We start from the raw sequence: 24621 nt of genomic DNA on the forward strand, positions 1-24621 counted from the left end.
TCAGTAATTCCCGAGGGTGGCAGTGGCCAAACCGGGAAAGTCTGTAATCAGGCTATCTACGCCGAAGTCGGCGAGCCTGCGCATCAGCGCGGGTTCGTTGACCGTCCACACGGACACGTGCAAACCCTGGCGCTGGGCTTTTTCCAGACGTTCAGGGGTGCACAACGTCCAGTTCAACGCCAGAATCTCACAGCCATAGTTGGCCGCGACCTTCAACGGGTCGAGCCAGGCGTATTCGGCTACCAGTCCGCGGGACAGGTCCGGAGTGAGGTCCAGCGCTGCTTTCAGCACTTCCCGCGAGCTTGAGGTCACGGTGACCTTGTCCATCAGCCCGAAACGCTGAGCCATTTCCCGGATCGCCAGCACGGTGGTTGCCGCGCGGGTGCGCGATGCGCTTTTGACTTCCAGTTGCCAGTGATCGAAGTCGCACTGTTCGAACAGCTCTTCCAGGCGTGGGATCGGGCAGGGGTTGACCCAGCCCGGGCCGCCTTTGCGCGCGTCCATCTTCACCAGGTCGGCGGCCGAATACTCGACGACCTTGCCGCGCCGGTCGGTGGTGCGCTTGAGCGTCGGGTCGTGAATGACCATCAGCTCGCCGTCCATGGACAGGTGCAAATCCAGTTCGCAGCGGCGCACGCCGTGCTTGAGGCATTCCTGGAAGCTGGTCAGGGTGTTTTCCGGTGCTTCGCCTTTGGCACCGCGGTGGCCATAAATCAGGGTCACAGTTGCTCCTTTACGCCAGGATTGCTGGCTGGATGGATGACGCGACGCGCCATTCAGTGTTCGTATTCAGGTGTCGGATTCGTCGCTTTTTTCCCGCGCCAGACGCCGTTCCTGGGCCTGTTTCTGCAGGATATAGCGCGCCAGCAACTGGCGTTGGGCATCGGTCATGGCTTCGAATTCCGTGCCGATTTCAAAGCCGCCGGTCTTGGCGTCGCAATGGGTCACCTTGGCCCTCAGCAACAGGCCGAGGGCTTGTGGCATCAGCACTAGCTTGACCGCCAGGTGGCTGTCGGGCTGGATCGCCGTGTGGTTCAGGAACTCGATGCCGCCTTCGGAGATGACCACGGGTTGCGGCGTACCGATCTCGCCCAGCAGGCTTTGCGCCATGATCTGGCTGAGCAAATCCATGCGTTTGTTCTGCACTTTGAGGAAGGCGGCCAGGGTTCGGTCCCGTTCGCCGATCTGGCGCAGCAGGTGCTGGGATTCGAATTCACTCAGGTGCAACTCGCTGAGTAGATTGAACAGCGGCGAATCATCCAGCAACACTTCCTTGCTCAGCGCTTCCGGGCCCGACAGCGGGGTAATTTCCAGTGCGATCATGTCCTCGATACGGTAGTATTCGCGGCGATCTTCTTCATCTAATGTCGACATGGCGAACCCAAAGCAGCGGTGATGGTCTGAGTGTAAAGCTGCTTACCTGACCCCGCCACAAGGACGTCTTCTTTTCCTCCGAACAAGCCCCGACATGTTCAGACCTCTCTTCGTATTTATTGGCACGCGTTATACCCGTGCAAAACGTCGCAATCATTTTGTGTCGTTCATTTCCTTGACCTCGATGATCGGGCTCGCCCTTGGCGTTGTCGTGATGATCGTGGTGCTGTCGGTGATGAACGGCTTCGATCATGAGATGCGCACCCGCGTGCTGGGCATGGTGCCCCACGCGACCATCGAGTCGGGTGAGCCCATCAGCGACTGGCAAAGCCTGGCCGCCAAGGTCAAGCAGAACCCCAAAGTGCTGGCGGTTGCGCCCTTCACCCAGATGCAGGGCCTGTTGACCAACGACGGCAAGGTGCAGAAAGTCCTGCTCAATGCCATCGACCCGGCGCAGGAACGCAACGTCTCGATCATCGATAACTTCATGCAACAGGGCAAACTGGACGACTTGTCGCCCGGCAGCTTTGGCATTGCTATCGGCGACAAAGCCGCGGCCAAGCTCGGCGTGGGCATCGGCGACAAGCTGACCTTCGTCGCGCCGGAAGTCACCGTGACCCCGGCCGGCATGTTCCCGCGTATGAAGCGCTTTACCGTGGTCGGCATCTTCCATGTCGGCGCCGGTGAGATCGACGGCTACCTGGGCCTCACCAACCTGACCGACCTGGCCCGCCTGCATCGCTGGAAGCCGGATCAAGTACAGGGCCTGCGCCTCAAGTTCAACGACCTGTTCGACGCGCCGCGCACCTCGTGGGAAATCGCCCAGCACCTGGGTGAAAACCAGTACTACGCCCGCGACTGGACCCGCACCCACGGCAACCTGTACCAGGCCATCCGCATGGAAAAAGCCATGATCGGCCTGCTGTTGCTGCTGATCGTCGCCGTCGCCGCCTTCAACATCATTTCCACGCTGGTGATGGTGGTGAATGACAAGAAGGGCGATATCGCCATCCTGCGCACCCTTGGCGCCACGCCGGGGCAGATCATGGCGATCTTCATGGTCCAGGGCACGGTGATCGGCGTAGTCGGCACCTTGATCGGCACTGTGGTGGGGATTCTCGCCGCGCTGAACGTGAGTGCCGCCATCGCCGGGCTGGAAGTGTTGATCGGCCACAAATTTTTGAACTCCGACGTTTACTTCATCGACTACTTGCCGTCCCAGGTGCAGAGCCAGGACGTGTTGATGGTCGGCGCCGCTGCGTTGGTCCTGAGTTTCCTTGCCACCCTGTATCCAGCCTGGCGCGCGGCACGTACCCAGCCGGCGCAGGCTTTACGTTATGAGTGAATCGGGCATGATTGAAAAAGCAATCCTGAGCTGCCGCAACCTGGGCAAATCCTACGAGGAAGGCCCGGAATCCGTGGTGGTGCTGTCCAACCTGCAACTGGAACTGCACCCGGGCGAGCGCGTGGCGATCGTCGGCAGTTCCGGTTCCGGTAAAAGTACCTTGCTGAACCTGTTGGGCGGCCTTGATACGCCGTCCCAGGGCAGCGTCTGGCTGGCCGGCGAAGAACTGTCGGCCCTGGGCGAGAGGGCCCGTGGCCAGCTGCGCAACCGTTCGCTGGGTTTTGTGTACCAGTTCCACCACTTGCTGCCTGAGTTCACCGCCCTGGAAAACGTCTGCATGCCGCTGTTGATCGGCAAGACCGCGATTCCCGAGGCGCGCCAGCGTGCCAAGGCGTTGCTGGAGCGGGTCGGCCTGGGCCATCGCCTGGAGCACAAACCGGCTGAGTTGTCCGGCGGCGAGCGCCAGCGTGTGGCGATTGCCCGTGCCCTGGTCAACAACCCGGGCCTGGTGATGCTCGACGAGCCCACCGGCAACCTCGACTCCCACACCGCCCAGGGCATCAAGGACTTGATGTTGGAGCTGAGCACCCAGATGCGCACCGCGTTCCTGGTGGTGACCCATGACATGAGCATGGCCCGCCAGATGGACCGTGTGCTGCACCTGCAGGAAGGTCATCTGGTCGCCATCTGACCTGTTTCAAGCCCGGCGCCCGGCGCCGGGTTTTCTATTTTTTCAACGGTGCCCGCGAATGTTCAGACCGTTATCGATTTTCATCGGCACGCGCTATACCCGCGCCAAGCGCCGCAACCGTTTTGTTTCGTTTATCTCGATGACCTCGATGATCGGCCTCGCCCTGGGCGTGCTGGCGATGATCGTTGTGTTGTCGGTAATGAACGGTTTCCAGCGGGAAATGAGTTCACGCATCCTCGGCATGGTGCCCCACGCGACCATCGTTGGCGTGAAGCCGATCAGCGACTGGAAGCCGGTGGCGGATGCCGCGATGAAGAATCCTGAAGTCACGGCTGCGGTACCGTTCACGCAGATGGACGGCATGCTTTCCTACAAAGGCGCGATGCAGCCGATCGAGATCAGTGGTGTTGATCCAGCCCAGGAAGGCAAGGTGTCGATTGTGGCCCAGCATATCGTCCAGGGTCATCTTGAAGACCTTAAACCGGGCGAGTTCGGTGTGGTCATCGGTGAGATCACCGCCCGGCGTTTCCGCCTGAACGTCGGCGACAAGCTGACCCTGATCGTGCCGGAAATCAGCAGTGCGCCCGGTGGCATCACCCCGCGCATGCAGCGGTTGAACGTGGTCGGTGTGTTCAAGGTAGGCGCTGAGCTGGATGGCTCCATGGCCTTGATCCACATGGCCGACGCCGCCGAGATTCAGCATTGGGAGCCGAACCAGGTGCAAAGCGTGCGCCTGGCGGTGAAAGACTTGTATGCCGCGCCCAAGGTCTCGGCGGATATCGCCGCCAGCCTCGGCGCCGACTACAAGGCCGACGACTGGACCCACACCCAAGGCAGCCTGTTCAGCGCAATGAAGATGGAAAAAACCATGATCGGCCTGCTGTTGCTGATGATCGTCGCGGTGGCCGCGTTCAACATCATCGCGACCTTGATCATGGTGGTGAACGACAAGGGCGCCGACATTGCGATCCTGCGCACCATCGGCGCCACGCCACGGCAGATCATGGCGATCTTCATGGTGCAGGGCACGGTAATCGGGATCGTCGGTACCTTGATCGGCGGCATCCTGGGCGTGATTGCCGCGCTGAACGTCAGTGAACTGGTGGGGTGGCTGGAGCGGGTCACCGGGCAGCACATCTTCAGTTCGGACGTGTATTTTGTCAGCAACCTGCCTTCGGAATTGCAGGGCGGAGATGTGTTGCTGATTTGCTCGGCAGGGTTTGTGTTGAGCTTTTTGGCGACGATTTATCCGGCGTATCGGGCGGCGAAGATTGAGCCGGCGCATGCCCTCAGGTATTCGTAATTCTTAAGACCGCCTTCGCGAGCAAGCCCGCTCCCACATTTAGATCGCGTTCTTCCTGAATGCACTCGGTCAAAATGTGGGAGCGGGCTTGCTCGCGAAAGGGCCGGTACAGCTTGAATCAATACCCCCGCGGCAACTCCATCACAAACCGCGTCCACCCCGCCCCCGACTCACAGAAAATCCGCCCTCCATGGGCTCGCACAATCGATTGGGTAATCGCCAGCCCCAGCCCCGCATGCTCGCTGCTCCCTTCATGACGCGCCGGATCTGCCCGGTAAAACCGGTCAAACAACCTTGGCAACAACGCCTCTGGAATGCCTTCCCCGGTGTTTTCCACACTCAACGTTACGCCGTGCAAACCCTCGACAATCCGCACACTGACTTCGCCTCCCGGCGGGGTGAACCGCAACGCGTTGTCCAGCAGATTGGAAATCGCCCGGCGCAACATGCTGCGGTCACCTGAAGTGTTGGCGCCACCTTCCCGAATCAACCGCACCTGGACGTCCTCCGCCAGCGGCGCGAAAAATTCCAGCAATGCATCCACTTCGTTCGCCAGCACCAGGGTTTCGCGCTTGGGCGCCAGCAGTCCATGGTCCGCCTTGGCCAGGTACAACATGTCGTTGACCAACTGGGCCATCCACTGCAGTTCCTCGAGGTTGCTGTGCAGGGCCTCGCGGTAGTCCTCCAGCGCCCGGGGCTGCGTGAGGATGACCTGAGTCTGTGTCAGCAAATTCGACAGTGGCGTGCGCAGTTCATGGGCGATGTCGGCAGAAAATGCCGAGAGTCGCTGGAAGGCATCGTCCAGGCGCCCGAGCATCGCGTTGAAGGACTGGGCCAGTTCCGCCAGTTCGACGGGCATTTGTTCCTGCGGCAAGCGCTGGGTCAGGGAGTGAGCAGACACGCTGCCAGCCACTTCGCTCATGCGCCGCAGTGGCCGCAACCCGCTACGGGCGGCCCAGGCGCCGAGCAGGGCAGTGGCCAGGGCGGAAAGGCCGACGGTCAACCAGATCAGGTGCTGCATGCGTTGCAGGAAGTGTTGATGGTGGGTGATGTCGAGCATCAGCGTCAGTTGTGGAGAGTCCGCGTTGCCAGGCACCAGCGGCACGTTGTACACGCGGTAATCGGTGCCGGCGTTCTGCACGCTGTGCAGGCCAGGCGCCTGGGGCAGGGTGATGCCGGGAGCGCCGTCGAACCAGCGCTGATCGCCGGCGGTGATGCGCAGGGCCAGGTCGGGCTGGCGATTGAGTTCCTCTCGCAGCGTTGTTTCTCGTAAGGCAAATCGTTCGGGCGTGTCGGCACCTTGCAATGTGCTGCGCAGCGCTATCAGCTTGCCGTCGAGCAGTTGCTGGTCCAACTCGATAAAGTGCGCCTCGCTGGCATGGTTGAACAGCACGCCAGCCAGCAATGAAACCACGGCGGTACAGCCAGCAAACAGCAGTGCCAGGCGGCTGGCCAGGGAAATCCGTTTCATCAACTGAACCGCTCCTCAAGCACGTAGCCCATGCCGCGCACGGTATGGATCAACTTGTTGGGAAAGTTATCGTCGACCTTCAGGCGCAGGCGGCGGATCGCGACCTCGATGATGTTAGTGTCGCTGTCGAAGTTCATGTCCCACACCTGAGAGGCAATCAGCGACTTGGGCAGTACTTCGCCCTGGCGGCGCAGCAGCAGTTCCAGCAGGGAAAACTCCTTGGCCGTGAGGTCGATGCGTTGGCCGTCGCGTTCTACCCGGCGGCGGATCAGGTCCATGCGCAGGTCGGCCAGTTGCAGGCTGGTTTCCTGAGGCGGGCTGCTGCCACGGCGCAACAGGCTGCGCACCCGGGCCAGCAGTTCGGAGAAGGCGAAGGGCTTGACCAGGTAATCGTCGGCGCCCAGTTCCAGGCCATGGACCCGGTCTTCCACGGCATCTCGCGCGGTAAGGAACAGTACCGGCATGTCGAGCCCAGCGTTGCGTACGGCCTGGAGGATCTGCCAGCCATCGCGACCCGGCAGCATCACATCGAGGATCAACAGGTCGTAGTCACCGGTCAGCGCCAGGTGCTGGCCGGTGGTGCCGTCGGCCACCAGTTCGGTGTTGAACCCGGCCTCGGCCAGGCCCTGGCGCAGGTAGTGGCCGGTTTTCGGTTGGTCTTCGACGATCAGCAGTTTCATGGGCGGCTCATGGTTTTACGGGAACACAGACTTTATACAGCGCAGGTCCGGCGGCAGGCTCAAGCTGACAAAGTTGTAATCTGGCCGTCAGCTGGCTGGCAGCGGCGCGTTCGTAAAGTGTCCCACAGACTGATTCCGAACCTTTGGAGTGTGATCATGTTTTTGCGTAAATCCTGGCTGTTGGCTGGCTGCCTGATGGCGCTGAGTCTTCCGGTGCTGGCTTCCCCGGCTGAAACCTTCGCTTTCGGTGAGGCTGCACCGGCTGCCAAGGCCACGCGCACCGTAGAAGTGGTACTGCAGGACATTTCCTTTTCGCCCAAGGCTATTGATGTAAAAGCCGGTGAGACCGTGCGCTTTGTGCTGGTCAACAAAGGCCAGTTGCTCCACGAGTTCAATCTTGGCGACGCAGCGATGCACGCCGCGCATCAGCAAGAAATGCTCAAGATGCAGGCCAGCGGCATGCTGACGGCCACCGGCATGGGCAAAATGGACCACAGTGCGATGGGCCACGGCGACATGGGCGGCATGAAACACGACGACCCCAACAGCGTGCTGGTAGAGCCCGGCAAGACTGCCGAACTGACCTGGACCTTCACCCACGCCACCGGCCTGGAGTTTGCCTGCAACATCCCCGGCCACTATCAGGCGGGCATGGTCGGCAAGCTGACGGTCAGCCAGTAAGCAACTGGGGTGCAAAGGCGGGTAGAATAGTCGCGTTTATTTAGCCAGGTTTCCGCCATGCATCCCGCAGCCGAACATTCGCCGCTGGGCAAGTCCAGTGAATACATCTCCACCTACACCCCGTCGTTGCTGTTCCCGATCCCTCGCACCGCCAAGTGGGCCGAGCTGGGCCTGAGCGCCGAGACCCTGCCGTATAAAGGCGTGGATTTCTGGAACTGCTTCGAACTGTCCTGGCTGCTGCCCTCCGGCAAGCCCGTGGTGGCCATCGGTGAATTCAGTATCCCGGCCGACTCGCCGAACATCATCGAGTCGAAGTCGTTCAAGCTGTACCTCAATTCGCTGAACCAGACCGCGTTTGTCGATGTGCAAAGCCTTGAGGCCACCTTGCGTACCGACCTGAGTGCCGCAGCCGGCAAGGCGGTTGGCGTGCGTATCCGCAGCCTGGGCGAGGTTGAAGCCGAAGGCGTGGTCGCGTTGCCGGGTATGTGCATTGATGACCTGGACATTACCGTCAGCAACTATGAGCACCCGCGCCCTGAGCTGCTGCGCTGCGACGATTCGCGCGTGGTGGAGGAGAGCGTCCACAGCCATCTGCTCAAGTCCAACTGCCCGGTGACCAGTCAGCCTGACTGGGGCAGTGTGGCGGTGGAGTACCGCGGCGCGGCGCTGGATCATGCCAGCCTGCTGGAATACCTGGTGAGCTTCCGCCAGCACTCGGACTTCCATGAACAGTGCGTGGAGCGGATCTTTCTCGATCTGCAGCGCTTGCTCAAGCCGGAGAAACTGACGGTGTATGCGCGGTATGTGCGTCGCGGCGGGCTGGATATCAACCCGTATCGCAGTACTGAAGAGCAGCAGTTCCAGAACCTGCGCCTGGCTCGTCAGTAGCCTTCACACAAAACAAATGTGGGAGCGGGCTTGCTCGCGAAAGCGGTGTATCAGCCAGCTTATGTATCAGCTGACGGACCGCATTCGCGAGCAAGCCCGCTCCCACATTTGATAGGTGTCGGGCTATTAAATCCCGATGTTACCCAACGTCACCACAATATTGCGCAAGGTCCCGGCAATGCCCGGGTGCTCCAGTTCGAAGCGTTCTACGGCCAGGTTTACACCGTCGGCGATGCTTGGATCCTGAATGGCACCTTCCAGTGTCTCCTGAACTTCCAGTTCAGCAATCAAATCTCGCAGCTCTTCGCGCTGTTCGAGGGGCATTTCTGGATTCTGATCCAATTGCTCGCGCAAAATTTTGACCTGTTCTTGCAGTTGTTCGCGGGCAGGCATGGCGTTCTTCCTTTTATCGATAGGCACTGGCATAGACCGCGGCACGCCGGGAAAGGTCTATGGGCTGACCTGTAGATTAATCCACTGGCGCCTACTGTGCATGATCTCGATCAGGGCTTCTCGCCCTTGAGCTGGCGCAGACTGATGTCGGCCAGGCAGGTGTGCAGTTCACCAAGGTGGTCGACTACCGAATGCACGCCCAGGCCATAGAGCGCGACGGTGGCTTTGGCGCGCTTATGCTCGCGTTCCTTCTCGGTAAGTGCTTGCCATTGCTCCGGGGAAAGCCCGCACAGCGAGCCGCAGGACGCCAGGCCGATGGTCCACAGGCCGGCGTTGAGCCCCGATTGCAGCAGGCGCGGTTCGCCACTGACCAGGACGCAGCCTTCCAGGCGCTCGATATTTAGCTCCATCAGTGCCTGCCAGCAGGCGTGGGGCGCGGGCCAGCGGGTGGAGGAGGGCTTGGTGCCCTTGATCCAGCGAGGCAGCCCGGCAGCCAGAGGTGTGGAAACCGAAAGGGGTAGCTCGTCCAGCCATGCGCAAGGGACGCGCTGTTCTTCGAGGCTGCGCAGGATCTTCAGGGCGCCGACAGTGGCATGGGCATCGCTTGAAGGCGCGGAGTCGGCACGGACCTGGGAACCAAAATCCACCAGGCAGCCACTCAGCCCGAACAGTACGGCCGTCAAGGACGGGGCGCTGGCAGTAACAATTTCGGCGTGTGGCATTTCGACGTCCCTGAAATAGCAGTGACGCTATCGAACGCGGATGACAAGGAAGTTACACCCCCAGCAATTGTAGGAATTTTGTGCATTTGTTGAATGAGATTTCTGCAAGGCTGCCTAATCTGACACTTCCGTCATATACTGACGGCCTCATTCAGGGCATAGCGCCCATGACAGACCATTCAAGGAGTTCAAGCTATGCGCTGGAGCCAATGTCTAGCTCAGCTATCCGTATGTGCCAGTATTTTGCTGGTGCCTTTCGTGGCCCAGGCGGCCTCGGAAGACGATCCATGGGAAAGCATCAACCGCCCGATCTTCACCTTCAACGACACCGTTGACACCTATGCCCTCAAGCCTTTGGCTCAAGGCTATCAGTTCGTGACCCCGCAGTTCGTGCAGGACGGCGTGCACAACTTCTTCCGCAACATCGGCGACGTCGGCAACTTTGCCAACGACGTGCTGCAACTCAAGCCGCACGCGGCTGGTGTCGACACGGCCCGCCTGCTGATGAACACCACGTTCGGCGTGCTGGGTTTCATTGATGTCGGCACCAAAATGGGGCTGCAACGCAACGATGAAGACTTCGGCCAGACTCTCGGCCACTGGGGCGTCGACAGCGGTCCTTACGTGATGCTGCCACTGCTGGGCCCAAGCACCCTGCGTGACGCGCCGTCCAAATATGTGGACAGCTACACCCAGCCATACCGCTACATGAACGATATCGGCTGGCGCAACAGCACCTTCGGCCTGAATATCGTCGACACGCGTGCCAGCCTGCTGTCCTCCGAGAAGCTGATCAGCGGCGACAAATACACCTTCATCCGCAATGCTTACCTGCAGAACCGTGAGTTCAAGGTCAAGGATGGCAAGGTTGTAGACGATTTTTAAGCTTCTGGCTTAAATGAAGAAGGCGGCCCTCGGGTCGCCTTTTTTGTGGGCGGCATTCAAGGTTTATCCGTGGGTTACGTGCTTACTTTAAGTCGCGGTTTTATGTGTTCTTATAACTACCGGTGATTTGCGATGTAAAGACGCCCGGCGACCATCGCCGTGAGCTTGAAACCCCTGGCGGATGGGAGTACCGTCTGCGCCTTAGAAGGGCACCTCTGCTTTACCTTTGTGCATGGGCAATATCCCTGCACTTTGTAGGACAGAGAGGCTAGAAAGCGAATCCAGTAGTACGCCCGGCCATTGTCGAGCGGCCTACGCCAACCTAATTCTGGCGCCGTTTGCCCACATGCAGAAAACCAGTGCCACGCTGCTGATAATCGATGACGACGAAGTAGTGCGCGCGAGTCTCGCGGCCTATTTGGAAGACAGTGGCTTCAGCGTCCTGCAGGCCAGCAACGGCCTCCAGGGTCTCCAGGTATTCGAGCGCGACAAGCCCGACCTTGTGATCTGCGACCTGCGCATGCCGCAAGTGGGCGGCCTCGAGCTGATCCGCCAGGTGACTGACCTTTCCCCGCAGACGCCGGTGATTGTCGTGTCTGGTGCCGGTGTGATGAATGATGCCGTCGAGGCCTTGCGCCTGGGTGCCGCCGACTACCTGATCAAGCCCCTGGAAGATTTGGCCGTACTGGAGCACTCGGTACGCCGTGCCCTGGATCGTGCACGGTTGCTGCTGGAAAACCAGCGTTACCGTGAAAAGCTCGAAACCGCTAACCGCGAACTCGAAGCCAGTCTGAACCTGCTCCAGGAAGACCAGAACGCCGGTCGCCAGGTACAGATGAACATGCTGCCGGTGAGCCCGTGGAGCATCGACGAGTTCAAGTTTGCCCACCAGATCATCCCGTCGCTGTACCTGTCGGGTGATTTCGTCGACTACTTCCGCGTTGATGAGCGGCGTGTCGCGTTCTACCTGGCCGACGTTTCCGGCCACGGCGCCTCCTCGGCATTCGTGACCGTGTTGTTGAAGTTCATGACCACACGGCTGTTGTTCGAATCCAAGCGCAATGGCACCTTGCCGGAGTTCACCCCTTCGCAAGTGCTGGGCCACATCAACCGGGGCCTGATCAGCTGTAAGCTGGGCAAGCACGTGACGATGGTCGGCGGCGTGATTGATGAAGAAACAGGTCTTTTGACCTACAGCATTGGCGGACACCTGCCATTGCCGGTTTTATACACTCCAGACAGTGTGCGCTACCTGGAAGGGCGTGGTTTGCCGGTTGGCTTGTTCAATGAAGCCACCTACGAAGACCACATCCTGGAATTGCCGCCGACGTTCAGCCTGACGCTGATGTCCGACGGTATCCTGGACCTTTTGCCAGAGCCTACACTCAAAGAGAAAGAAGCCGCCTTACCCCAACGGGTCAGGTCGGCGGGCGGCAGCCTGGATGGCCTGCGGCAGGTTTTTGGATTGGCCACGCTAGGGGAGATGCCGGATGATATCGCCCTATTGGTGTTGAGCAGGAATCTTTGATGAGTACCGGAAGAATCCAATTCGCCGAGCAAGACGGGACGTTTGTCCTGAAGTTTGTCGGTGAAGTGCGCCTGACCTTGTGTTCGGCGCTGGATGCGACGATTGAGCGGATCTTCACAGCCTTGAATTTCTCGGCGATCGTGATCGATCTGACCGAAACCCGCAGCATCGATAGCACCACCCTTGGGCTGTTGGCCAAGTTGTCCATTCTGTCTCGGCAGAAGGTCGGACTGCTGCCGACCGTCGTCACCACCCACGAAGACATCACCCGTCTGCTGCAGTCCATGGGCTTTGATCAAGTGTTCAACATCGTTGACCGCCCGATCCCGTGCCCGGAATGCCTGACCGACCTGCCGTCCCAGGACCAGTCCGAGGAAGTGGTAAGGATCAAGGTGCTGGAAGCCCACAAGATCCTGATGGGCTTGAACGACTCCAACCGCGAGGCGTTCCACGACCTGGTGAATGCGCTGGAGCGGCACTAATTTCCAGATGAAACACTGTCAAAGTGTGGGAGGGGGCTTGCTCCCGAAAGCGGCGGGTCAGCAGTGAATGTAGCGACTGACGCCCTGTATTCGGGAGCAAGCCCCTCCCACATTTTTAACTGAGTTCGGCTCGAAATCGGCTAATACAAAAAAAGGGCGGCACCCTCACAGGTGCCGCCCTTTTTGTCGTCGCCGTTTTTAGAGCTTGGCGGCCAACAGCGCTTCGAGTTTTTCCTGGTCGCGGGCAAACTGACGAATGCCCTCGGCCAGCTTCTCGGTAGCCATCGCATCTTCGTTGGATTCCCAACGGAACTGCGCTTCGGTCAGGTGCACACGCGCCTCACCGGCATGGCCTGGCGCCAACTTGCGCTCCAGCTTGCCATTGTCGGCAGCCAGTTTTTCCAGCAAGTCCGGGCTGATGGTCAGGCGGTCGCAGCCGGCCAGCTCTTCGATCTGGCTCAGGTTACGGAAGCTCGCCCCCATTACCACAGTCTTGTAGCCATTGGCCTTGTAGTAGTTGTAGATGCGCGTCACCGACTGCACACCCGGATCCTCGGAACCGGTGTAGTCGTTGCCGTTGGCCTTCTTGTACCAGTCGTAGATACGGCCTACGAACGGCGAAATCAGGAACACGCCGGCTTCAGCGCAAGCCACGGCCTGAGCGAAAGAGAACAGCAGCGTCAGGTTGGTCTGGATGCCTTCCTTTTCCAGCTGCTCGGCGGCGCGGATGCCTTCCCAGGTGGAAGCGATCTTGATCAGCACGCGGTCGCGGCCAACGCCGGCCTTGTCGTACAGGTCGATCAGACGATGCGCGCGCTTGAGTACGGCGTCAGTGTCGAACGACAGACGGGCATCCACCTCGGTGGAAATACGGCCCGGCACCACTTTCAGGATTTCCTGGCCGACGGCTACCGCAAAACGGTCGCTCGCCAGGCCTACGTCGCCGTTGCAGTCGGCAACGCTCTCATCCAGCAGCTTGGCATAGCCTGGGATCGACGCGGCCTTGAGCAGCAGGGAAGGGTTAGTAGTGGCATCTTGCGGCTTGAGCTTGGCGAGGGTAGAAAAATCGCCGGTATCGGCTACTACAGTGGTGAATTGCTTGAGTTGTTCCAGCTTGGAAGTCATGGGCGTGCTCTGTCCTGTGGGTCTGATGACATTACCCGAGCGCTGACAGCCGCTCAAGGGCGCAAATGCATTCGATCGTTTGCGAGGGCAACAACCTGAAAACAGCCGTTTGAATCACCGGCCAATGCTGAATAGGAGGCCAAAACAGCCGGCAGGTTCAACCCAACTGCGCGATGACCACCCGATCAAACGGTGGGAGCTGCCTTGCCCCTGCAGCCACCCCCATCTTCCTGACATCCCCCCATCCAAATGTGGGAGCGGGCTTGCTCGCGAAGGCGTCGTGTCAGCCACCCAATAAACCCACTGACACCCAAATCACCGCCCCTCCAACAACTCCCCAGCCTTATCCAGCAATGCCAACGGATCACTGGCCTTATGAATATCCACCGACAACAACTGCCGAAACTTCCGAGCCCCCGGAAAACCCGTCCCCAGCCCCAGCACGTGGCGGGTGATGTGATGCATCGAGCCGCCTGTCGCCAGGTGTTCGGCTATATAAGGACGCAACTGCGCCAACGCCTCGGCGCGGGTGATCACAGGTGCAGTGCTGCCAAACAGCTGCTGATCCACCTCGGCCAACAGATACGGATTGTGATAAGCCTCGCGGCCCAGCATCACACCGTCGAACGTCTGTAGATGTGCCTGGCACTGTTCGAGGGTCTTGATGCCGCCGTTGAGAATGATCTCCAGCTGAGGGAAATCCTGCTTCAACTGCGCCGCCACGTCGTAGCGCAAGGGCGGGATATCCCGATTTTCCTTGGGTGATAGCCCTTCCAGAATGGCGATTCGCGCATGCACGGTGAAACTGGTGCAGCCCGCGTCCTTCACCTGGCCGACGAAATCGCACAGCTCGGCATAACTGTCCCGGCCGTTGATGCCGATGCGGTGCTTCACCGTCACCGGGATCGAGACCGCGTCCTGCATTGCCTTCACACAATCCGCCACTAACGCAGGGTGGGCCATCAGGATCGCGCCGATCATGTTGTTTTGCACCCGGTCGCTGGGGCAGCCGACGTTGAGGTTCACCTCGTCGTAACCGGCGTCCTGGGCCATGCGGGCGCAGGCGGCCAGGTCGGCAGGGACGCTACCGCCTAACTGCAGGGCGAGTGGGTGCTCCGCCTCGTTATGGCGCAGGAAGCGTTCGTGGTCGCCGTGGAGGATTGCGCCGGTGGTGACCATCTCGGTGTAGAGGAGGGCGTTTTGGGAGAGGAGGCGCAGGAAGAAGCGGCAGTGTCTGTCCGTCCAATCCATCATGGGGGCAACACTAAAGCGCCGAGAAGGCTCGGAGCGGGGAAGGGGGGCGTCGTTCAAAGGCATTAAAAGGTCTGTCGCTGTGGGCGCAGCCGGCGCTGGGCATTGGCTTGAATGCGGTGGAGTTTATCAGGAAATGGACCTGACTGGCGGGTGGGCGAGGCCTGGCCCCGATGTCTGGAACAAAGACATCGGGGCCGTCTCCCTATGACTGTTGTTCGCTCCAGGCCGTGCCGTGCACCTGCTCGCCCTTGAAGGTGCCGGCGGCCTTGGCCACGCCTTCATAGGTATCGCGCCCCGTGGGTTTATCACCGGGAGCCGTGGGGAAGGGGAAGTCCTGTGCGTCCATCAGGCTGACGACATGGAGCACCGCATCGAACGATGGAATCTCTACTTTGAACTCCATGAAGAACACCACGCCGGTTGGGCCGGTCCATGTCTTTCCGGTCGGAGTCATCGTGCAATCTGTCTGGTAGTAGGTGGTTCCGTCGGGAAACTCGATCGTAGCGTTGCTCTGCACCGGTACATCAAGTTGAGGCGCAGGAGAGCTCGTAGTGAATGTCTTGTAATGCGAGATGTGGACGCCGTTATCCAACTGCATGGTTTGCAGGAACCACAAGGCCGGGTTGGCAGCATCTCCGAAGTAGCCATACTCGTGGTCCATCCAAGTAAGGCCTTCTACGGCAAACACGTCGTTGCCGAGGGTCAGTGTCCCCTCCGTGTGTACCCGCGTCAGCGAGTAGTAATAGTTGTTTTGCTGCAGGCCACCCGGTTTTTCGGGATAGTCCAGCACGCCCCGGCCCCATACAAACAGCGGTTGCCCTTCCTGTGACATATTCAACGAAAACTTCACTACCGTTTGGGTGACTGTGTCCACCATGACGGCCTCCACCTGCATGTTTTTCGTCGGGTCAGCCTGGGGCGCGTTCATCGTCACATACGACACGTTATCGAGGCCTATCTGTTTCACCCACCAGTCCTTGCTCGGGTCGCTTTCCGCCCAATCGTTGATTTCCGGGATCATGGAAGTCAGTTGATAGTGTTTCTGGTTCTCTACATCCGTCAGCATCACCTGGAAGAAGCCCAGTGGATAGAACGCCGCGGCGTTGATCTCAAAGCCAAAGGTACGCCCGCCCGCCTTGAGTGTGCCGGTATGCCACCACCATTCGGTGGGTGCACCGACATGCAGATATTGGTCTTTTGGAAGGTGCAGGACCACCTCGGACGAGGGAACGGGAATAGGAGGATGCGTAAGCTGCGATGACTTCATGATGTCGCCTCTCTATGAAAACCAGGGTAGGGGTGTCGACCGCGCCTGTACCGTTGCACGGGTGTGCGCTTGTGCAGGTGAAAGAAATCTATTGTCAGCGACGGCCGGGGCAGTTCGGTTCGGCACGGGGAGGATTGTCAGGGCGAGGAGGAGGTGTTGCACACGCGAGGTGACACCTGGGCTGGCCATATCATTCTTCCGTGAAAAGAGAGGTCATTTTGGCCGGGTATCGGGGCTTGGGGGTCATGCGTCCTGGTCGAAGGCTAGCTGACAATCCTGAAGCTGCAATATCAATTTGATGTCATCGGGCGCGTTGCCTGGTAATGGGGTCAAGCGGAACCCGTTTCCTTGATTTTTCGGTACGGGCGAGCGCCGAAGTATCACCTTTGCTTAACATCTATCGTCGTGCTGGCTGATGTCGTTTTGCTATTGCCGTTATAACTTAACGGTCCTTCAACTCCCCTTGTCCCGGCTGTTGCTGAGCTAGTCTGTCGCTCAAGCCGCAGGATGAAGCGAAGTAGGCGCACTGGGGCGTACTCAATGATGAGGTGAATAATGAATGGACTTATAGCGATCAAGGCCTGTGCTGCATCGGTGTGCGTGGTACTCCTGTCGTCTTTGCTGTCGCCGGGAATGTCACTGGCGCAAACCACTACCCACGCCGCCTCCAAGGGCGCCTCCATCGCGCCGATCCCCGGGGGCTGCCCGCGCTTTGAGCAAGGCGCTCAAGTCGTCACGCCTCCCGCGCTTTACAGTCAGAACGGCACGCTGGCGGTGAGTTTTTCCTATCAACAAAGCGTGGATGCCAAGGGCCGTACGCTTTACTGCTTCATGACGCCTGACGGCATGCAGAACCCGACCCTGCACGTACTGCCCGGTGACAAGCTGACGGTGGTGGTCACCAACAATACGCCCGCAGGCGTAAACCCGATGACGCTTAACCCGCCTAACTGCGGCGCCAAGGTCATGAATAGCACCTCGGTCAACCTGCACTACCACGGCACCAACACCGCACCGGTGTGCGGTGGCGATGAGGTGATCAAGACCATCATCAATTCCGGTGAAACGTTCACCTACACACTGGATTTCCCCACGAATGAGCCACCGGGGATGTATTGGTATCACCCGCACGTGCACGGAATCTCCGATCCGGTGGTGATGGGTGGGGCGACGGGTGCGCTGATCGTGGACGGTATCGAACGGTTTTTTCCGGGGGTAGAGGGGTTGCCGCAGCAGGTCCTGGTGCTGCGTGATCAGCGTCAGCTCAACAACCTGACGGAGGGGCCGGGTAACTGCGGCGTCGGCGTGCCGTTCCATGACGTCACCGTGAACAACGTGCCAGTCAATTCCTACACTGATAAGAACAACGTATTTTTTATCCCGGCGACACTTCCAGTCTCACCGGGTGAGGCGCAGTTCTGGCGGATCGCCAATATCTCCGCGGATTCGATACTTGATCTAAGTCTCGTCTACGACAATGTTCCGCAGACGCTCAACCTGATTGCCATCGACGGCGTTCCGATCAACTCTCAAGACGGCACCGGTGGCTCGGGGCAAAGCGTTCCGGTCAACCACTTCCGTTTGCCGCCGGCCTCGCGTGTGGAATTTGTGGCAAATATGCCAGCGGCCAATGTGCAACAGGCACGGCTCATGACCGCCAACATCAATACTGGCGCCGATGGTGACTGCAATCCAACCCGCCCTTTAATCACGCTTAACCCTGCGACAAAAACGGACGCCAAACTTGCCGGTGTGCCTGCTCGGCCGATACCCGAAGCGGCGGGGCGCAGGTTTGCCGGGCTGGCGCAGGCGTCCGTTGTGGCGCAGCGCAACCTGTATTTCTCCGAAAACGCCGACCAATCCGAGTTCTACATGACGGTCGATGGACAGGTGCCACATGTGTTTAATCCGGATCAGCCGCCGAGCATTACCACCACCCAGGGAACGGTAGAGCAGTGGTCAGTCGAGAACCGCAGCACCGAAAACCATGTGTTCCACATCCATCAGATTCATTTCTATGTGCAAGGCCAGAACAACTTCGGCCAAGAGCCGCAGGCGCCCGGAATTGTCGGGCAGTATCTGGACACCATCGAAGTACCGGCCTGGTCGGGTAATGCGCAGGATGCCTACCCGAGTGTGTCCCTGCTGATGGATTTTCGTGGCGAAGTGGTCGGAGACTTTGTCTTTCACTGCCATCTGCTGGGGCACGAGGATCTGGGGATGATGAGCATCATTCGGGTCAACCCGGCCTCTGGCAAGGTGGCACAGGTTGCCTCGTCAGTCGTTACGGCCCCGAGTGCGGGTGAAGGCCATCATATGGAGCATTGATGGGAAAGTAGGTAGTGATTCGTTGAGTGAGAAATTCGATAAGTCAGCCCCTTTTTCTTTTTAACAGGATTGGGGGCTGTGCCAGAGGTACATCCACCCTGGCACGGTTTTCAGCTTATTTCTTCTTTTTGTCCGGCGCTTGAGTCAGCGCCGACGCGGCGACAGATTTTACATCCGGCGGAGTGCTTGGATCCGCCAGAAGCTTGGCTGCTTTTGAAGCGACGCTTTCACTGGTTTTTTCGTCTTTAGCCATTACTTGAGCTTTCCTCTACGTAGTTCCCAGGATCATCTGAATGGATGCCTGGTCGGCTTTAATATGTAGGGGCTAACGGTTGATATCGCCAATCAGAATATGTGCCGGGATAATTCGTCGCCAAAACGACATCAACCTGAACCGATCCTGTCCCACGGCAAAGTTTCATAATTCCCATCGGCATTGAGGCCTACGCTCAGCCCATAGCCCAAAGGGAACTGAAAAATGATCTCCAATCTCGTCAAAGTCGTGATGATCGCTGGCACGTTGCTGTTGGGCGCTTGTTCGACGGGTTCGTCGGACGCGAGTAGCGACCCGTGTTTTTCAGGAGGATGCCAAGCATTTGGCGACCACAGCCCCAGCAAAGCCGCCAAGATGAATTTTGGGGGCAACGCGCTCGGGAGCAGTTACGGGGAATATGGGTCGGGGTTGATGCATGATGACTGAGTGAGGGGGTGGGGCAGTCATTTACTCAGTGACTGACCCACCGCTTTCGCGGGCAAGCCCGCTCCCACATTGGATCGTGGGAGGGCTTTAGTGACCGCCTTTCATGCGGCGGGCGATCAGGTAGATGCCCAAGCCCACCAGTGCCGTGGCAGCGCCGATGTAACCCGTGCTGGTCCACCCATATCCCGCCGTAATCGCCATCCCGCCAAACCACGGCCCCAGCGCATTCGCCAGGTTAAACGCCGCGTGGTTGGACGCCGCTGCCAGGCTCGGTGCCTCATGCGCAATGTCCATCAAGCGGATTTGCAGCGGCGCGGCCATGGCGATCATGGTGCCGACCAGGCCGATGCCCAGCAGCACGCTCCACAGCGAACTCGCGGCGAAGGTGAAGAAGATCAGCACGGCCATCGACCACACCATAATCCAGCCCACTGCGCGAAATTGCAGGCGGTCAAACAGTTTGCCGCCGGCGATGTTGCCGATGATGCCGCCTACGCCAAACGCGGCCAGACCGAAGGGAATCCACTGCGGCGAGACTTTGGTCACTTCGAGCATGGTCGGCGCCAGGTAGCTGAATACGCAGAACATCCCGGCAAACCCAATAGCACCAATGGACAGCGCCATCCACACCTGTGGTTTGGTGAAAGCGCGCAGTTCTTTGCGTGGGTCGCTGCGGGGTTCGTCGTGGCGATCCGGTACGAATTGCCAGACCAGCGCGATGGTGCACAGGGCGATGGCGCTAACCAACGCGAACGCCGAGCGCCAGCCCAGGTGTTGACCGAGGAAGGTGGCGATGGGGTTGCCGAGCAGCATGGCCAGGGTCAGGCCCATCATCACCCGCGCGACCGCGCCGGCACGTTTGTCGTTGGGCACCATGCTGGAGGCGACCACGGCGGCGATGCCGAAGTAGGCGCCGTGGGGCAGGCCGCTGATAAAGCGGAAAGCCACCAGCGAGCCGAAAGTCGGGGTAAACGCCGTGGCCAGGTTGCCCAGGGCATAAAGCCCCATCAGCAGCAGGAGCATGTGTTTGCGCAGCAACTTGGCGCCGAGGATCGCCAGCAGCGGGGCGCCGACCATCACACCCAACGCGTAGGCGCTGATGGCGTGGCCCACTTGCGGCTCGCTGAGGTTGAGGTTGTGGGCGATGTCGGGCATCAGGCCCATGATGGCGAATTCGCCGGTGCCGATCGCAAAGGCGCCCACGGCCATAGCCGCTTCCATTTTGGCGGCGCTGCGCGCGGGCAGCACATGCCCGGGTGTTTGCTGGATAGTCATGGGTAACTCTGTTTGATGAAGTGCACGAAGGACTGCCGCCGATGCTACGCAAGCAGCGACGAAGGTGTCTAGAACAGCGTGTTGCGCGAGAGTTCCATCGGCGCAAGCAGTGCGGGGCTTTGAGATCCGTCTTATTCACCTACCCTCTCGCCCCGCTTACTCTTTTGGTGATGAAGCTCAAACATTTCCTGCAACCACTCGACTCTTCTTTTTCGACGCCCAAGGCCGCGCGCAAGTTGTTGCGGCTGTTCGCCCTGGCATTGGTGCTCGGCGTGTATGTGGGTGCCTATAGCTACTTGCGTGCGGCGTTGAACGAGGAAATTTCGCTACGGCGCAGTTATATGAATGAGGCGATTTCCGATGCGCAGAGTTTTTTTGTCAGCCGCCAGACGCTGCTCAAAAGCCTCGGCCTGTCGACGGTTCGCCATGTCACGCCACCCGTCGGCAACCTCAATAATGTGCCGGCCGAAGAGGTGCACATCACCTTGGGCGAGGCGGGCAATATGTGGAGCCTTTGGCTGACTAGGCGCCTGCTTGATTACCTGCAGGTCAACCAGGTCAACCTGATCTACGTCGCCCAGCGTGCCGAGCCGGTGGTGGAGCGCCTGTTTACCGTTGGGGCGGCCCCGGAGAATGTGCCCCAGCCGGTATTGCAGCGGTTGATGGCGGTGGACACCGGCAAGGTCTCGGTCAGCGATGAGTTGTGGCTGACTGAGCAGAGCCGCCTGGATTCACCGCTATACATCTTCACCCGCCTCGACGACCGTAGCCCCACGTCGGGTTGGCTCGGGCTGGAGGTGGACGGCCCGGACCTGATCAACGCCCTGCAGCATGAAAAAGCCGGGGACTTCATGTTGCTTGACGGTGCCGGGCAGCTGATTTTCAGCAGCACGCCTCATCAACCGTCGGCTGCGCAGGTGCTGCGCCAGTATCACGCCACGGCCAGCTTTGGTTGGGAAGGCAGCCGCTGGCTGCCGGATCGCTTGGCCATTCGCAAGCACCTGGGTTACTCCCAGTGGCAGATCGTCTACAGCCTGGAGCTGAGTTCACTGTTGCCCAGCCTGGCCATGCCGTTGCTGCTGTGCCTGCTGTTGTGCGCAGTGGCCAGCTTGTTGATGGTGCGGTTGGTGCGGCGCATCGATCAGCGTTTGATTATCCCGGCAGCCAATCGCATCGAAGCGCTGGTGGAGAGTGAGGCATTCAGCAGTGCGGTGATTCGCATCGCGCCAGTGGCCTTGTGCGTGCTGCGCCGCAGCGACGGCGAGGTAGTGCTGGAAAACCCCCTGTCCCGGCAATGGCTGGGCAACGGCCACGAGCGCCAGCAACTGTGCCACGGCTGGATTCGCCGCGCGTTCGATGAGTCGGAACAAAGCAGCACCGACGAGCTGCAAATGGCCGACGGTCGTCACCTGTACCTGAGTTTCGCGCCAACCCGTTACCAGCGTGAGGAGGTGCTGATCTGCGCCTTCAGCGACATCACCGAACGCAAGCAGGTGGAGTTGGCCTTGCAGCAGGCGCGCACGCTGGCGGACGCGGCGAATGAGGCCAAGACCCTGTTCCTGGCAACCATGAGCCATGAGATCCGCACGCCGTTGTATGGCGTGCTGGGCACACTGGAATTGCTTGCGCGCACCGACCTTAACAGCCAGCAGCGCGGCTACCTGAATGCCATCGAAGGCTCGTCGGCGAACTTGCTGCAAATGATCTGCGATGTGCTGGACGTGTCGAAAATCGAGGCGGGGCAACTGTCCCTTGAGTTCAGCACGTTCTCACCGATCGAGTTGGTGCAGGAAGTGATCCAGGGCTACGCAGGCGCCGCCCAAAGCAAGGGCCTGCAGTTGTTCGCCTGCCTCGACCCGCAGTTGCCCGACCGCGTGCGCGGGGATGTCACACGCATCCGCCAGATCCTGAATAACCTGCTGAACAACGCGCTGAAATTCACCGAAAGCGGCCGGATTGTCTTGCGTCTGCGCCTGGAAAGCCGTGAAGGCGAGCGCACGATGTTGCAGTGGCAGGTAGTCGACACCGGCAAGGGCATCGCCGAGGAAGACCAGCGGTACCTGTTCGAGCCGTTCTTCCAGGCCAGCGGCAATGCGAATGTGGTCGCCGGCAGTGGCCTTGGCCTGTCGATCTGCAAGCGCCTGATGCACTTGATGAACGGCACCTTGCGGGTGGTCAGCGAGCCAGGCCTGGGCAGCAGCTTTTCCTTCACCTTGCCGCTGGAGCAAGTCAACGACGACGACCGGGCTCCTTGGGCGCAACCGCTGCTCGGCGAGCGGGTGTATGTGGTGTCGCCGGTGCGTGAGCTGGCAGAAAGTGTCGGCGGCTGGTTGCGCCGCTGGGGCGCGCGGGCGCAGCTCGGTGCGCCGGAGTCTGCCGAGGCCGATCCCGGCGCGGTGCTGGTCGAGCTGTATCCGGGCCCGACCGAGCCCGACCAGTTGCTGCATTGGTCCGGGCCGCGGGTGATGGCCGCGGTCGACGAGCATGGCGCTTATCCCTGGCAGATCGGCCTGAACAACCTGCAGGCGCTCAACCGTGCGGTCAGCCGCGCCCAGGGCAGCGAAGAGTTGTTGTCGCCGAGGATCTGCGAGAAGCCCACTGAGTTCAGCCTCAACCTGCGCCTGCTGGTGGCCGAAGACAACCTGATCAACCAGTTGATCCTGCGCGACCAGTTGGAAGAGCTCGGCTGCAGCGTGGTGCTGGCCGGCGACGGCATTGAAGCGCTGTCACTGTGGGGCGATACCGCGTTCGACATGATTCTCACCGACGTCAACATGCCGCGCATGAACGGCTATGAACTCACCGAGCAACTGCGTCGCCTGGGTTGCTCACTGCCGATCATCGGGGCCACCGCCAACGCGATGCTCGACGAAGCCGAGCGCTGCCTGAACGCTGGCATGGATCATTGCCTGGTCAAGCCGTTCACCCTGCGCGCCCTCTACCAGTGCCTGCACCGCTATCAGAGGAGGGTGCTTTGAGCGCCTATCGCGTACTCATCGTGGAAGACCATCCCTTCCAGCATGAGTACTTGATCAACGTCTTCCAGGCCATCGGCGGGTTTGACGTCGATGTGGTCTGGGATGGCGCCGCCGCGCTGCAACGCCTGGCCCGCCAGCGCTACGATCTGCTGCTCAGCGACTTGATGATGCCGGGAATGGACGGCGTGCAACTCATCCAGCAACTGGCGCGGATGCACGCGCCGCCCGCGTTGGCGCTGATGAGCGTGGCCTCGCGGCGCATGCTGGTGGGCGCCGGGCAGGTGGCCGGGAACCTTGGCTTGACCGTCGCCGGGCTGATCTCCAAGCCGGTGCGCGAACGCGAGGTGCGCACCCTGCGCGATTGCCTCGACAAACTCGCCGAGCGGGCGCGTACGCCGTGTTGCCACCGGGGCGTCAGTCACGCTCGCGAGAACCTGGTGCGCGCCTTGGCCAACGGTGAGATCCAGGCCTGGTTCCAGCCGAAAAAATCCCTGCATGACGGGCGGATCGTCGGCGCCGAAGCCCTGGCGCGCTGGGTACACCCGGAGGAAGGATTATTGATGCCCGGCGTGTTTCTCGACGAAATCGAGCGCCTTGGCCTGGAAACCCGGCTGCTCACCTGCATCCTGGGCCAGGCTCTCAGCGCCCAGGCGCAGTGGGCGCAACTCGGTTACCGGCTGCCGGTGTCGATCAACCTGCCCACGCATTTGCTCGACCAGAGCGACCTGGTCGACCGCCTGCTTGCCCAGGTGCAAAGCCGCGACGCCGAACCCCGGCAAATTACCTTCGAATTGATGGAAAGCTCCACCACACGGCTGCCCAGTAACTACTACGCTGGAGCATGTCGCTTGCGCATGATGGGCTTTGGGTTGGCGCAGGATGACTTCGGCAAGGGGTTCAGTTCCTACTTCAACCTAGTGTCGACGCCGTTTAACGAGGTCAAGATCGACCGGTCACTGGTGCATGGCTGTGCCGAGAACGAAAGCCTGGCGTCGGCCTTGCAAAGCATTGTCGAGCTGGGCCGCAAACTCGGGCTGACCACCATCGCCGAGGGCGCCGAGACCCAGGCGGAGCTGGCGGTGTTGCGGCGTATCCGCTGCGATCAGGTGCAGGGTTTCCTGATCTCCCACGCCGTGGCGGCGGAAAAATTCAGCGCCCTGTTAATCGAGGATGGCCCTGCGCCAGCACTTATGTGAGTGGCCAGGGTCACACAGTCAAGAAGCCCGAAGGAAGGGTCGCCCGGTCAGCCGG

Annotated in this window: 23 protein-coding genes; 12 read left to right on the plus strand and 11 right to left on the minus strand. The window is 60.2% G+C overall.

The window, feature by feature from the left end; all coding sequences use genetic code 11:
• Both NVB75_RS28720 and NVB75_RS28725 read right to left on the minus strand, forming a co-directional pair.
• On the minus strand, nucleotides 1-723 hold the full coding sequence (locus tag NVB75_RS28720) for a glycerophosphodiester phosphodiesterase family protein (RefSeq protein ID WP_003218946.1): 723 nt from the start codon (nucleotides 721-723) through the stop codon (nucleotides 1-3).
• Between the two features lie 66 nt (nucleotides 724-789).
• A complete protein-coding gene (locus NVB75_RS28725) occupies nucleotides 790-1374 on the minus strand; it encodes a PilZ domain-containing protein (protein ID WP_258344417.1) in 585 nt (194 codons plus the stop codon).
• Nucleotides 1375-1468: 94 nt separating this feature from the next.
• Between NVB75_RS28725 and NVB75_RS28730 the strand changes: the two genes are divergently transcribed.
• Genes NVB75_RS28730 through NVB75_RS28740 form a run of 3 tightly spaced genes read left to right on the plus strand, consistent with a single transcriptional unit; the run spans nucleotide 1469 to nucleotide 4713 of the window.
• Nucleotides 1469-2719 (plus strand): lipoprotein-releasing ABC transporter permease subunit, encoded by a 1251-nt coding sequence (locus tag NVB75_RS28730; RefSeq protein WP_017477212.1) that lies wholly within the window; start codon nucleotides 1469-1471, stop codon nucleotides 2717-2719.
• A gap of 7 nt (nucleotides 2720-2726) precedes the next feature.
• Nucleotides 2727-3410 carry a lipoprotein-releasing ABC transporter ATP-binding protein LolD gene (gene lolD / locus NVB75_RS28735; protein ID WP_258344418.1) on the plus strand — a complete coding sequence of 228 codons (684 nt, stop codon included), beginning with the start codon at nucleotides 2727-2729 and terminating at the stop codon, nucleotides 3408-3410.
• A gap of 58 nt (nucleotides 3411-3468) precedes the next feature.
• The gene (locus NVB75_RS28740) at nucleotides 3469-4713 is read left to right on the plus strand and encodes a lipoprotein-releasing ABC transporter permease subunit (protein WP_258344419.1); all 1245 of its coding nucleotides are present in this window, start codon (nucleotides 3469-3471) and stop codon (nucleotides 4711-4713) included.
• Nucleotides 4714-4831: 118 nt separating this feature from the next.
• Here NVB75_RS28740 and NVB75_RS28745 read toward each other — a convergent pair whose 3' ends face one another.
• On the minus strand, nucleotides 4832-6184 hold the full coding sequence (locus tag NVB75_RS28745; protein ID WP_275709278.1) for a heavy metal sensor histidine kinase: 1353 nt from the start codon (nucleotides 6182-6184) through the stop codon (nucleotides 4832-4834).
• Nucleotides 6184-6864: a heavy metal response regulator transcription factor gene (locus tag NVB75_RS28750; protein WP_076017250.1), complete on the minus strand. Its 681-nt coding sequence runs from the start codon at nucleotides 6862-6864 to the stop codon at nucleotides 6184-6186. Before NVB75_RS28750 ends, NVB75_RS28745 begins: the two co-directional genes overlap by 1 nt.
• Before the next feature lie 156 nt (nucleotides 6865-7020).
• Between NVB75_RS28750 and NVB75_RS28755 the strand changes: the two genes are divergently transcribed.
• Together NVB75_RS28755 and queF are read left to right on the plus strand one after the other, a co-directional pair.
• Entirely contained in the window at nucleotides 7021-7545 is a 525-nt protein-coding gene (locus tag NVB75_RS28755) for a cupredoxin family protein (protein WP_258344421.1), read from the plus strand.
• Between the two features lie 57 nt (nucleotides 7546-7602).
• Nucleotides 7603-8433, plus strand: coding sequence for an NADPH-dependent 7-cyano-7-deazaguanine reductase QueF (gene queF, locus NVB75_RS28760; RefSeq protein ID WP_258344422.1), 831 nt, complete (start codon nucleotides 7603-7605; stop codon nucleotides 8431-8433).
• A gap of 126 nt (nucleotides 8434-8559) precedes the next feature.
• On the opposite strand, the gene NVB75_RS28765 is transcribed toward queF, so the two are convergent.
• Entirely contained in the window at nucleotides 8560-8826 is a 267-nt protein-coding gene (locus NVB75_RS28765; protein WP_258344423.1) for a DUF4404 family protein, read from the minus strand.
• A 110-nt stretch (nucleotides 8827-8936) separates the two neighbouring features.
• A complete protein-coding gene (locus tag NVB75_RS28770; RefSeq protein WP_258344424.1) occupies nucleotides 8937-9548 on the minus strand; it encodes an HAD family phosphatase in 612 nt (203 codons plus the stop codon).
• A 195-nt stretch (nucleotides 9549-9743) separates the two neighbouring features.
• Between NVB75_RS28770 and NVB75_RS28775 the strand changes: the two genes are divergently transcribed.
• The 3 genes from NVB75_RS28775 to rssC all read left to right on the plus strand — a co-directional run bounded on the left by NVB75_RS28775 (nucleotide 9744) and on the right by rssC (nucleotide 12443).
• Nucleotides 9744-10433 (plus strand): VacJ family lipoprotein, encoded by a 690-nt coding sequence (locus NVB75_RS28775; protein WP_258344425.1) that lies wholly within the window; start codon nucleotides 9744-9746, stop codon nucleotides 10431-10433.
• Nucleotides 10434-10779: 346 nt separating this feature from the next.
• Complete coding sequence (gene rssB, locus NVB75_RS28780) at nucleotides 10780-11961, plus strand: two-component system response regulator RssB (protein ID WP_017477221.1); 1182 nt, start codon at nucleotides 10780-10782, stop codon at nucleotides 11959-11961.
• Nucleotides 11961-12443 (plus strand): anti-sigma factor antagonist RssC, encoded by a 483-nt coding sequence (gene rssC / locus NVB75_RS28785; protein WP_068587814.1) that lies wholly within the window; start codon nucleotides 11961-11963, stop codon nucleotides 12441-12443. Before rssB ends, rssC begins: the two co-directional genes overlap by 1 nt.
• Nucleotides 12444-12641: 198 nt before the next feature.
• Here the strand turns inward: rssC and tal are convergent, their stop codons facing one another.
• The 3 genes from tal to NVB75_RS28800 form a co-directional block, all read right to left on the minus strand.
• Nucleotides 12642-13568: a transaldolase gene (tal, locus tag NVB75_RS28790; protein WP_258344428.1), complete on the minus strand. Its 927-nt coding sequence runs from the start codon at nucleotides 13566-13568 to the stop codon at nucleotides 12642-12644.
• Between the two features lie 315 nt (nucleotides 13569-13883).
• Nucleotides 13884-14885 carry a tRNA dihydrouridine(20/20a) synthase DusA gene (gene dusA, locus NVB75_RS28795; protein WP_258344430.1) on the minus strand — a complete coding sequence of 334 codons (1002 nt, stop codon included), beginning with the start codon at nucleotides 14883-14885 and terminating at the stop codon, nucleotides 13884-13886.
• Nucleotides 14886-15024: 139 nt separating this feature from the next.
• Nucleotides 15025-16089, minus strand: coding sequence for a carotenoid 1,2-hydratase (locus NVB75_RS28800; RefSeq protein WP_258344432.1), 1065 nt, complete (start codon nucleotides 16087-16089; stop codon nucleotides 15025-15027).
• 555 nt (nucleotides 16090-16644) lie between these two features.
• Between NVB75_RS28800 and NVB75_RS28805 the strand changes: the two genes are divergently transcribed.
• Nucleotides 16645-18417: a multicopper oxidase family protein gene (locus tag NVB75_RS28805; protein WP_258344433.1), complete on the plus strand. Its 1773-nt coding sequence runs from the start codon at nucleotides 16645-16647 to the stop codon at nucleotides 18415-18417.
• A 115-nt stretch (nucleotides 18418-18532) separates the two neighbouring features.
• Here the strand turns inward: NVB75_RS28805 and NVB75_RS28810 are convergent, their stop codons facing one another.
• Complete coding sequence (locus NVB75_RS28810; RefSeq protein ID WP_176438721.1) at nucleotides 18533-18670, minus strand: hypothetical protein; 138 nt, start codon at nucleotides 18668-18670, stop codon at nucleotides 18533-18535.
• Nucleotides 18671-18895: 225 nt separating this feature from the next.
• Here NVB75_RS28810 and NVB75_RS28815 point away from each other — a divergent pair, with 225 nt between their 5' ends.
• Entirely contained in the window at nucleotides 18896-19117 is a 222-nt protein-coding gene (locus NVB75_RS28815) for a hypothetical protein (RefSeq protein ID WP_258344435.1), read from the plus strand.
• 87 nt (nucleotides 19118-19204) lie between these two features.
• Here NVB75_RS28815 and NVB75_RS28820 read toward each other — a convergent pair whose 3' ends face one another.
• Nucleotides 19205-20392 carry an MFS transporter gene (locus tag NVB75_RS28820; RefSeq protein WP_087693663.1) on the minus strand — a complete coding sequence of 396 codons (1188 nt, stop codon included), beginning with the start codon at nucleotides 20390-20392 and terminating at the stop codon, nucleotides 19205-19207.
• A gap of 170 nt (nucleotides 20393-20562) precedes the next feature.
• Between NVB75_RS28820 and NVB75_RS28825 the strand changes: the two genes are divergently transcribed.
• A complete protein-coding gene (locus NVB75_RS28825; protein WP_017477278.1) occupies nucleotides 20563-23370 on the plus strand; it encodes an ATP-binding protein in 2808 nt (935 codons plus the stop codon).
• The gene (locus NVB75_RS28830) at nucleotides 23367-24566 is read left to right on the plus strand and encodes an EAL domain-containing protein (protein ID WP_258344436.1); all 1200 of its coding nucleotides are present in this window, start codon (nucleotides 23367-23369) and stop codon (nucleotides 24564-24566) included. Before NVB75_RS28825 ends, NVB75_RS28830 begins: the two co-directional genes overlap by 4 nt.
• Nucleotides 24567-24621 lie beyond the last annotated feature (55 nt).

Origin of the sequence: Pseudomonas sp. CBS (assembly GCF_024734645.1) — a bacterium.
Taxonomy (GTDB): domain Bacteria; phylum Pseudomonadota; class Gammaproteobacteria; order Pseudomonadales; family Pseudomonadaceae; genus Aquipseudomonas.

Coding starts and splice junctions, on each gene's coding strand:
- NVB75_RS28755 (WP_258344421.1), top strand. CDS start 7,021: ATGTTTTTGCGTAAATCCTGGCTGTTGGCTGGCTGCCTGATGGCGCTG.
- NVB75_RS28725 (WP_258344417.1), bottom strand. CDS start 1,374: ATGTCGACATTAGATGAAGAAGATCGCCGCGAATACTACCGTATCGAG.
- rssC (WP_068587814.1), top strand. CDS start 11,961: ATGAGTACCGGAAGAATCCAATTCGCCGAGCAAGACGGGACGTTTGTC.
- rssB (WP_017477221.1), top strand. CDS start 10,780: ATGCAGAAAACCAGTGCCACGCTGCTGATAATCGATGACGACGAAGTA.
- NVB75_RS28750 (WP_076017250.1), bottom strand. CDS start 6,864: ATGAAACTGCTGATCGTCGAAGACCAACCGAAAACCGGCCACTACCTG.
- NVB75_RS28770 (WP_258344424.1), bottom strand. CDS start 9,548: ATGCCACACGCCGAAATTGTTACTGCCAGCGCCCCGTCCTTGACGGCC.
- lolD (WP_258344418.1), top strand. CDS start 2,727: ATGATTGAAAAAGCAATCCTGAGCTGCCGCAACCTGGGCAAATCCTAC.
- queF (WP_258344422.1), top strand. CDS start 7,603: ATGCATCCCGCAGCCGAACATTCGCCGCTGGGCAAGTCCAGTGAATAC.
- NVB75_RS28815 (WP_258344435.1), top strand. CDS start 18,896: ATGATCTCCAATCTCGTCAAAGTCGTGATGATCGCTGGCACGTTGCTG.
- NVB75_RS28825 (WP_017477278.1), top strand. CDS start 20,563: ATGAAGCTCAAACATTTCCTGCAACCACTCGACTCTTCTTTTTCGACG.
- dusA (WP_258344430.1), bottom strand. CDS start 14,885: ATGCCTTTGAACGACGCCCCCCTTCCCCGCTCCGAGCCTTCTCGGCGC.
- NVB75_RS28745 (WP_275709278.1), bottom strand. CDS start 6,184: ATGAAACGGATTTCCCTGGCCAGCCGCCTGGCACTGCTGTTTGCTGGC.
- NVB75_RS28810 (WP_176438721.1), bottom strand. CDS start 18,670: ATGGCTAAAGACGAAAAAACCAGTGAAAGCGTCGCTTCAAAAGCAGCC.
- NVB75_RS28820 (WP_087693663.1), bottom strand. CDS start 20,392: ATGACTATCCAGCAAACACCCGGGCATGTGCTGCCCGCGCGCAGCGCC.
- NVB75_RS28800 (WP_258344432.1), bottom strand. CDS start 16,089: ATGAAGTCATCGCAGCTTACGCATCCTCCTATTCCCGTTCCCTCGTCC.
- NVB75_RS28765 (WP_258344423.1), bottom strand. CDS start 8,826: ATGCCTGCCCGCGAACAACTGCAAGAACAGGTCAAAATTTTGCGCGAG.
- NVB75_RS28730 (WP_017477212.1), top strand. CDS start 1,469: ATGTTCAGACCTCTCTTCGTATTTATTGGCACGCGTTATACCCGTGCA.
- tal (WP_258344428.1), bottom strand. CDS start 13,568: ATGACTTCCAAGCTGGAACAACTCAAGCAATTCACCACTGTAGTAGCC.
- NVB75_RS28805 (WP_258344433.1), top strand. CDS start 16,645: ATGAATGGACTTATAGCGATCAAGGCCTGTGCTGCATCGGTGTGCGTG.
- NVB75_RS28775 (WP_258344425.1), top strand. CDS start 9,744: ATGCGCTGGAGCCAATGTCTAGCTCAGCTATCCGTATGTGCCAGTATT.
- NVB75_RS28740 (WP_258344419.1), top strand. CDS start 3,469: ATGTTCAGACCGTTATCGATTTTCATCGGCACGCGCTATACCCGCGCC.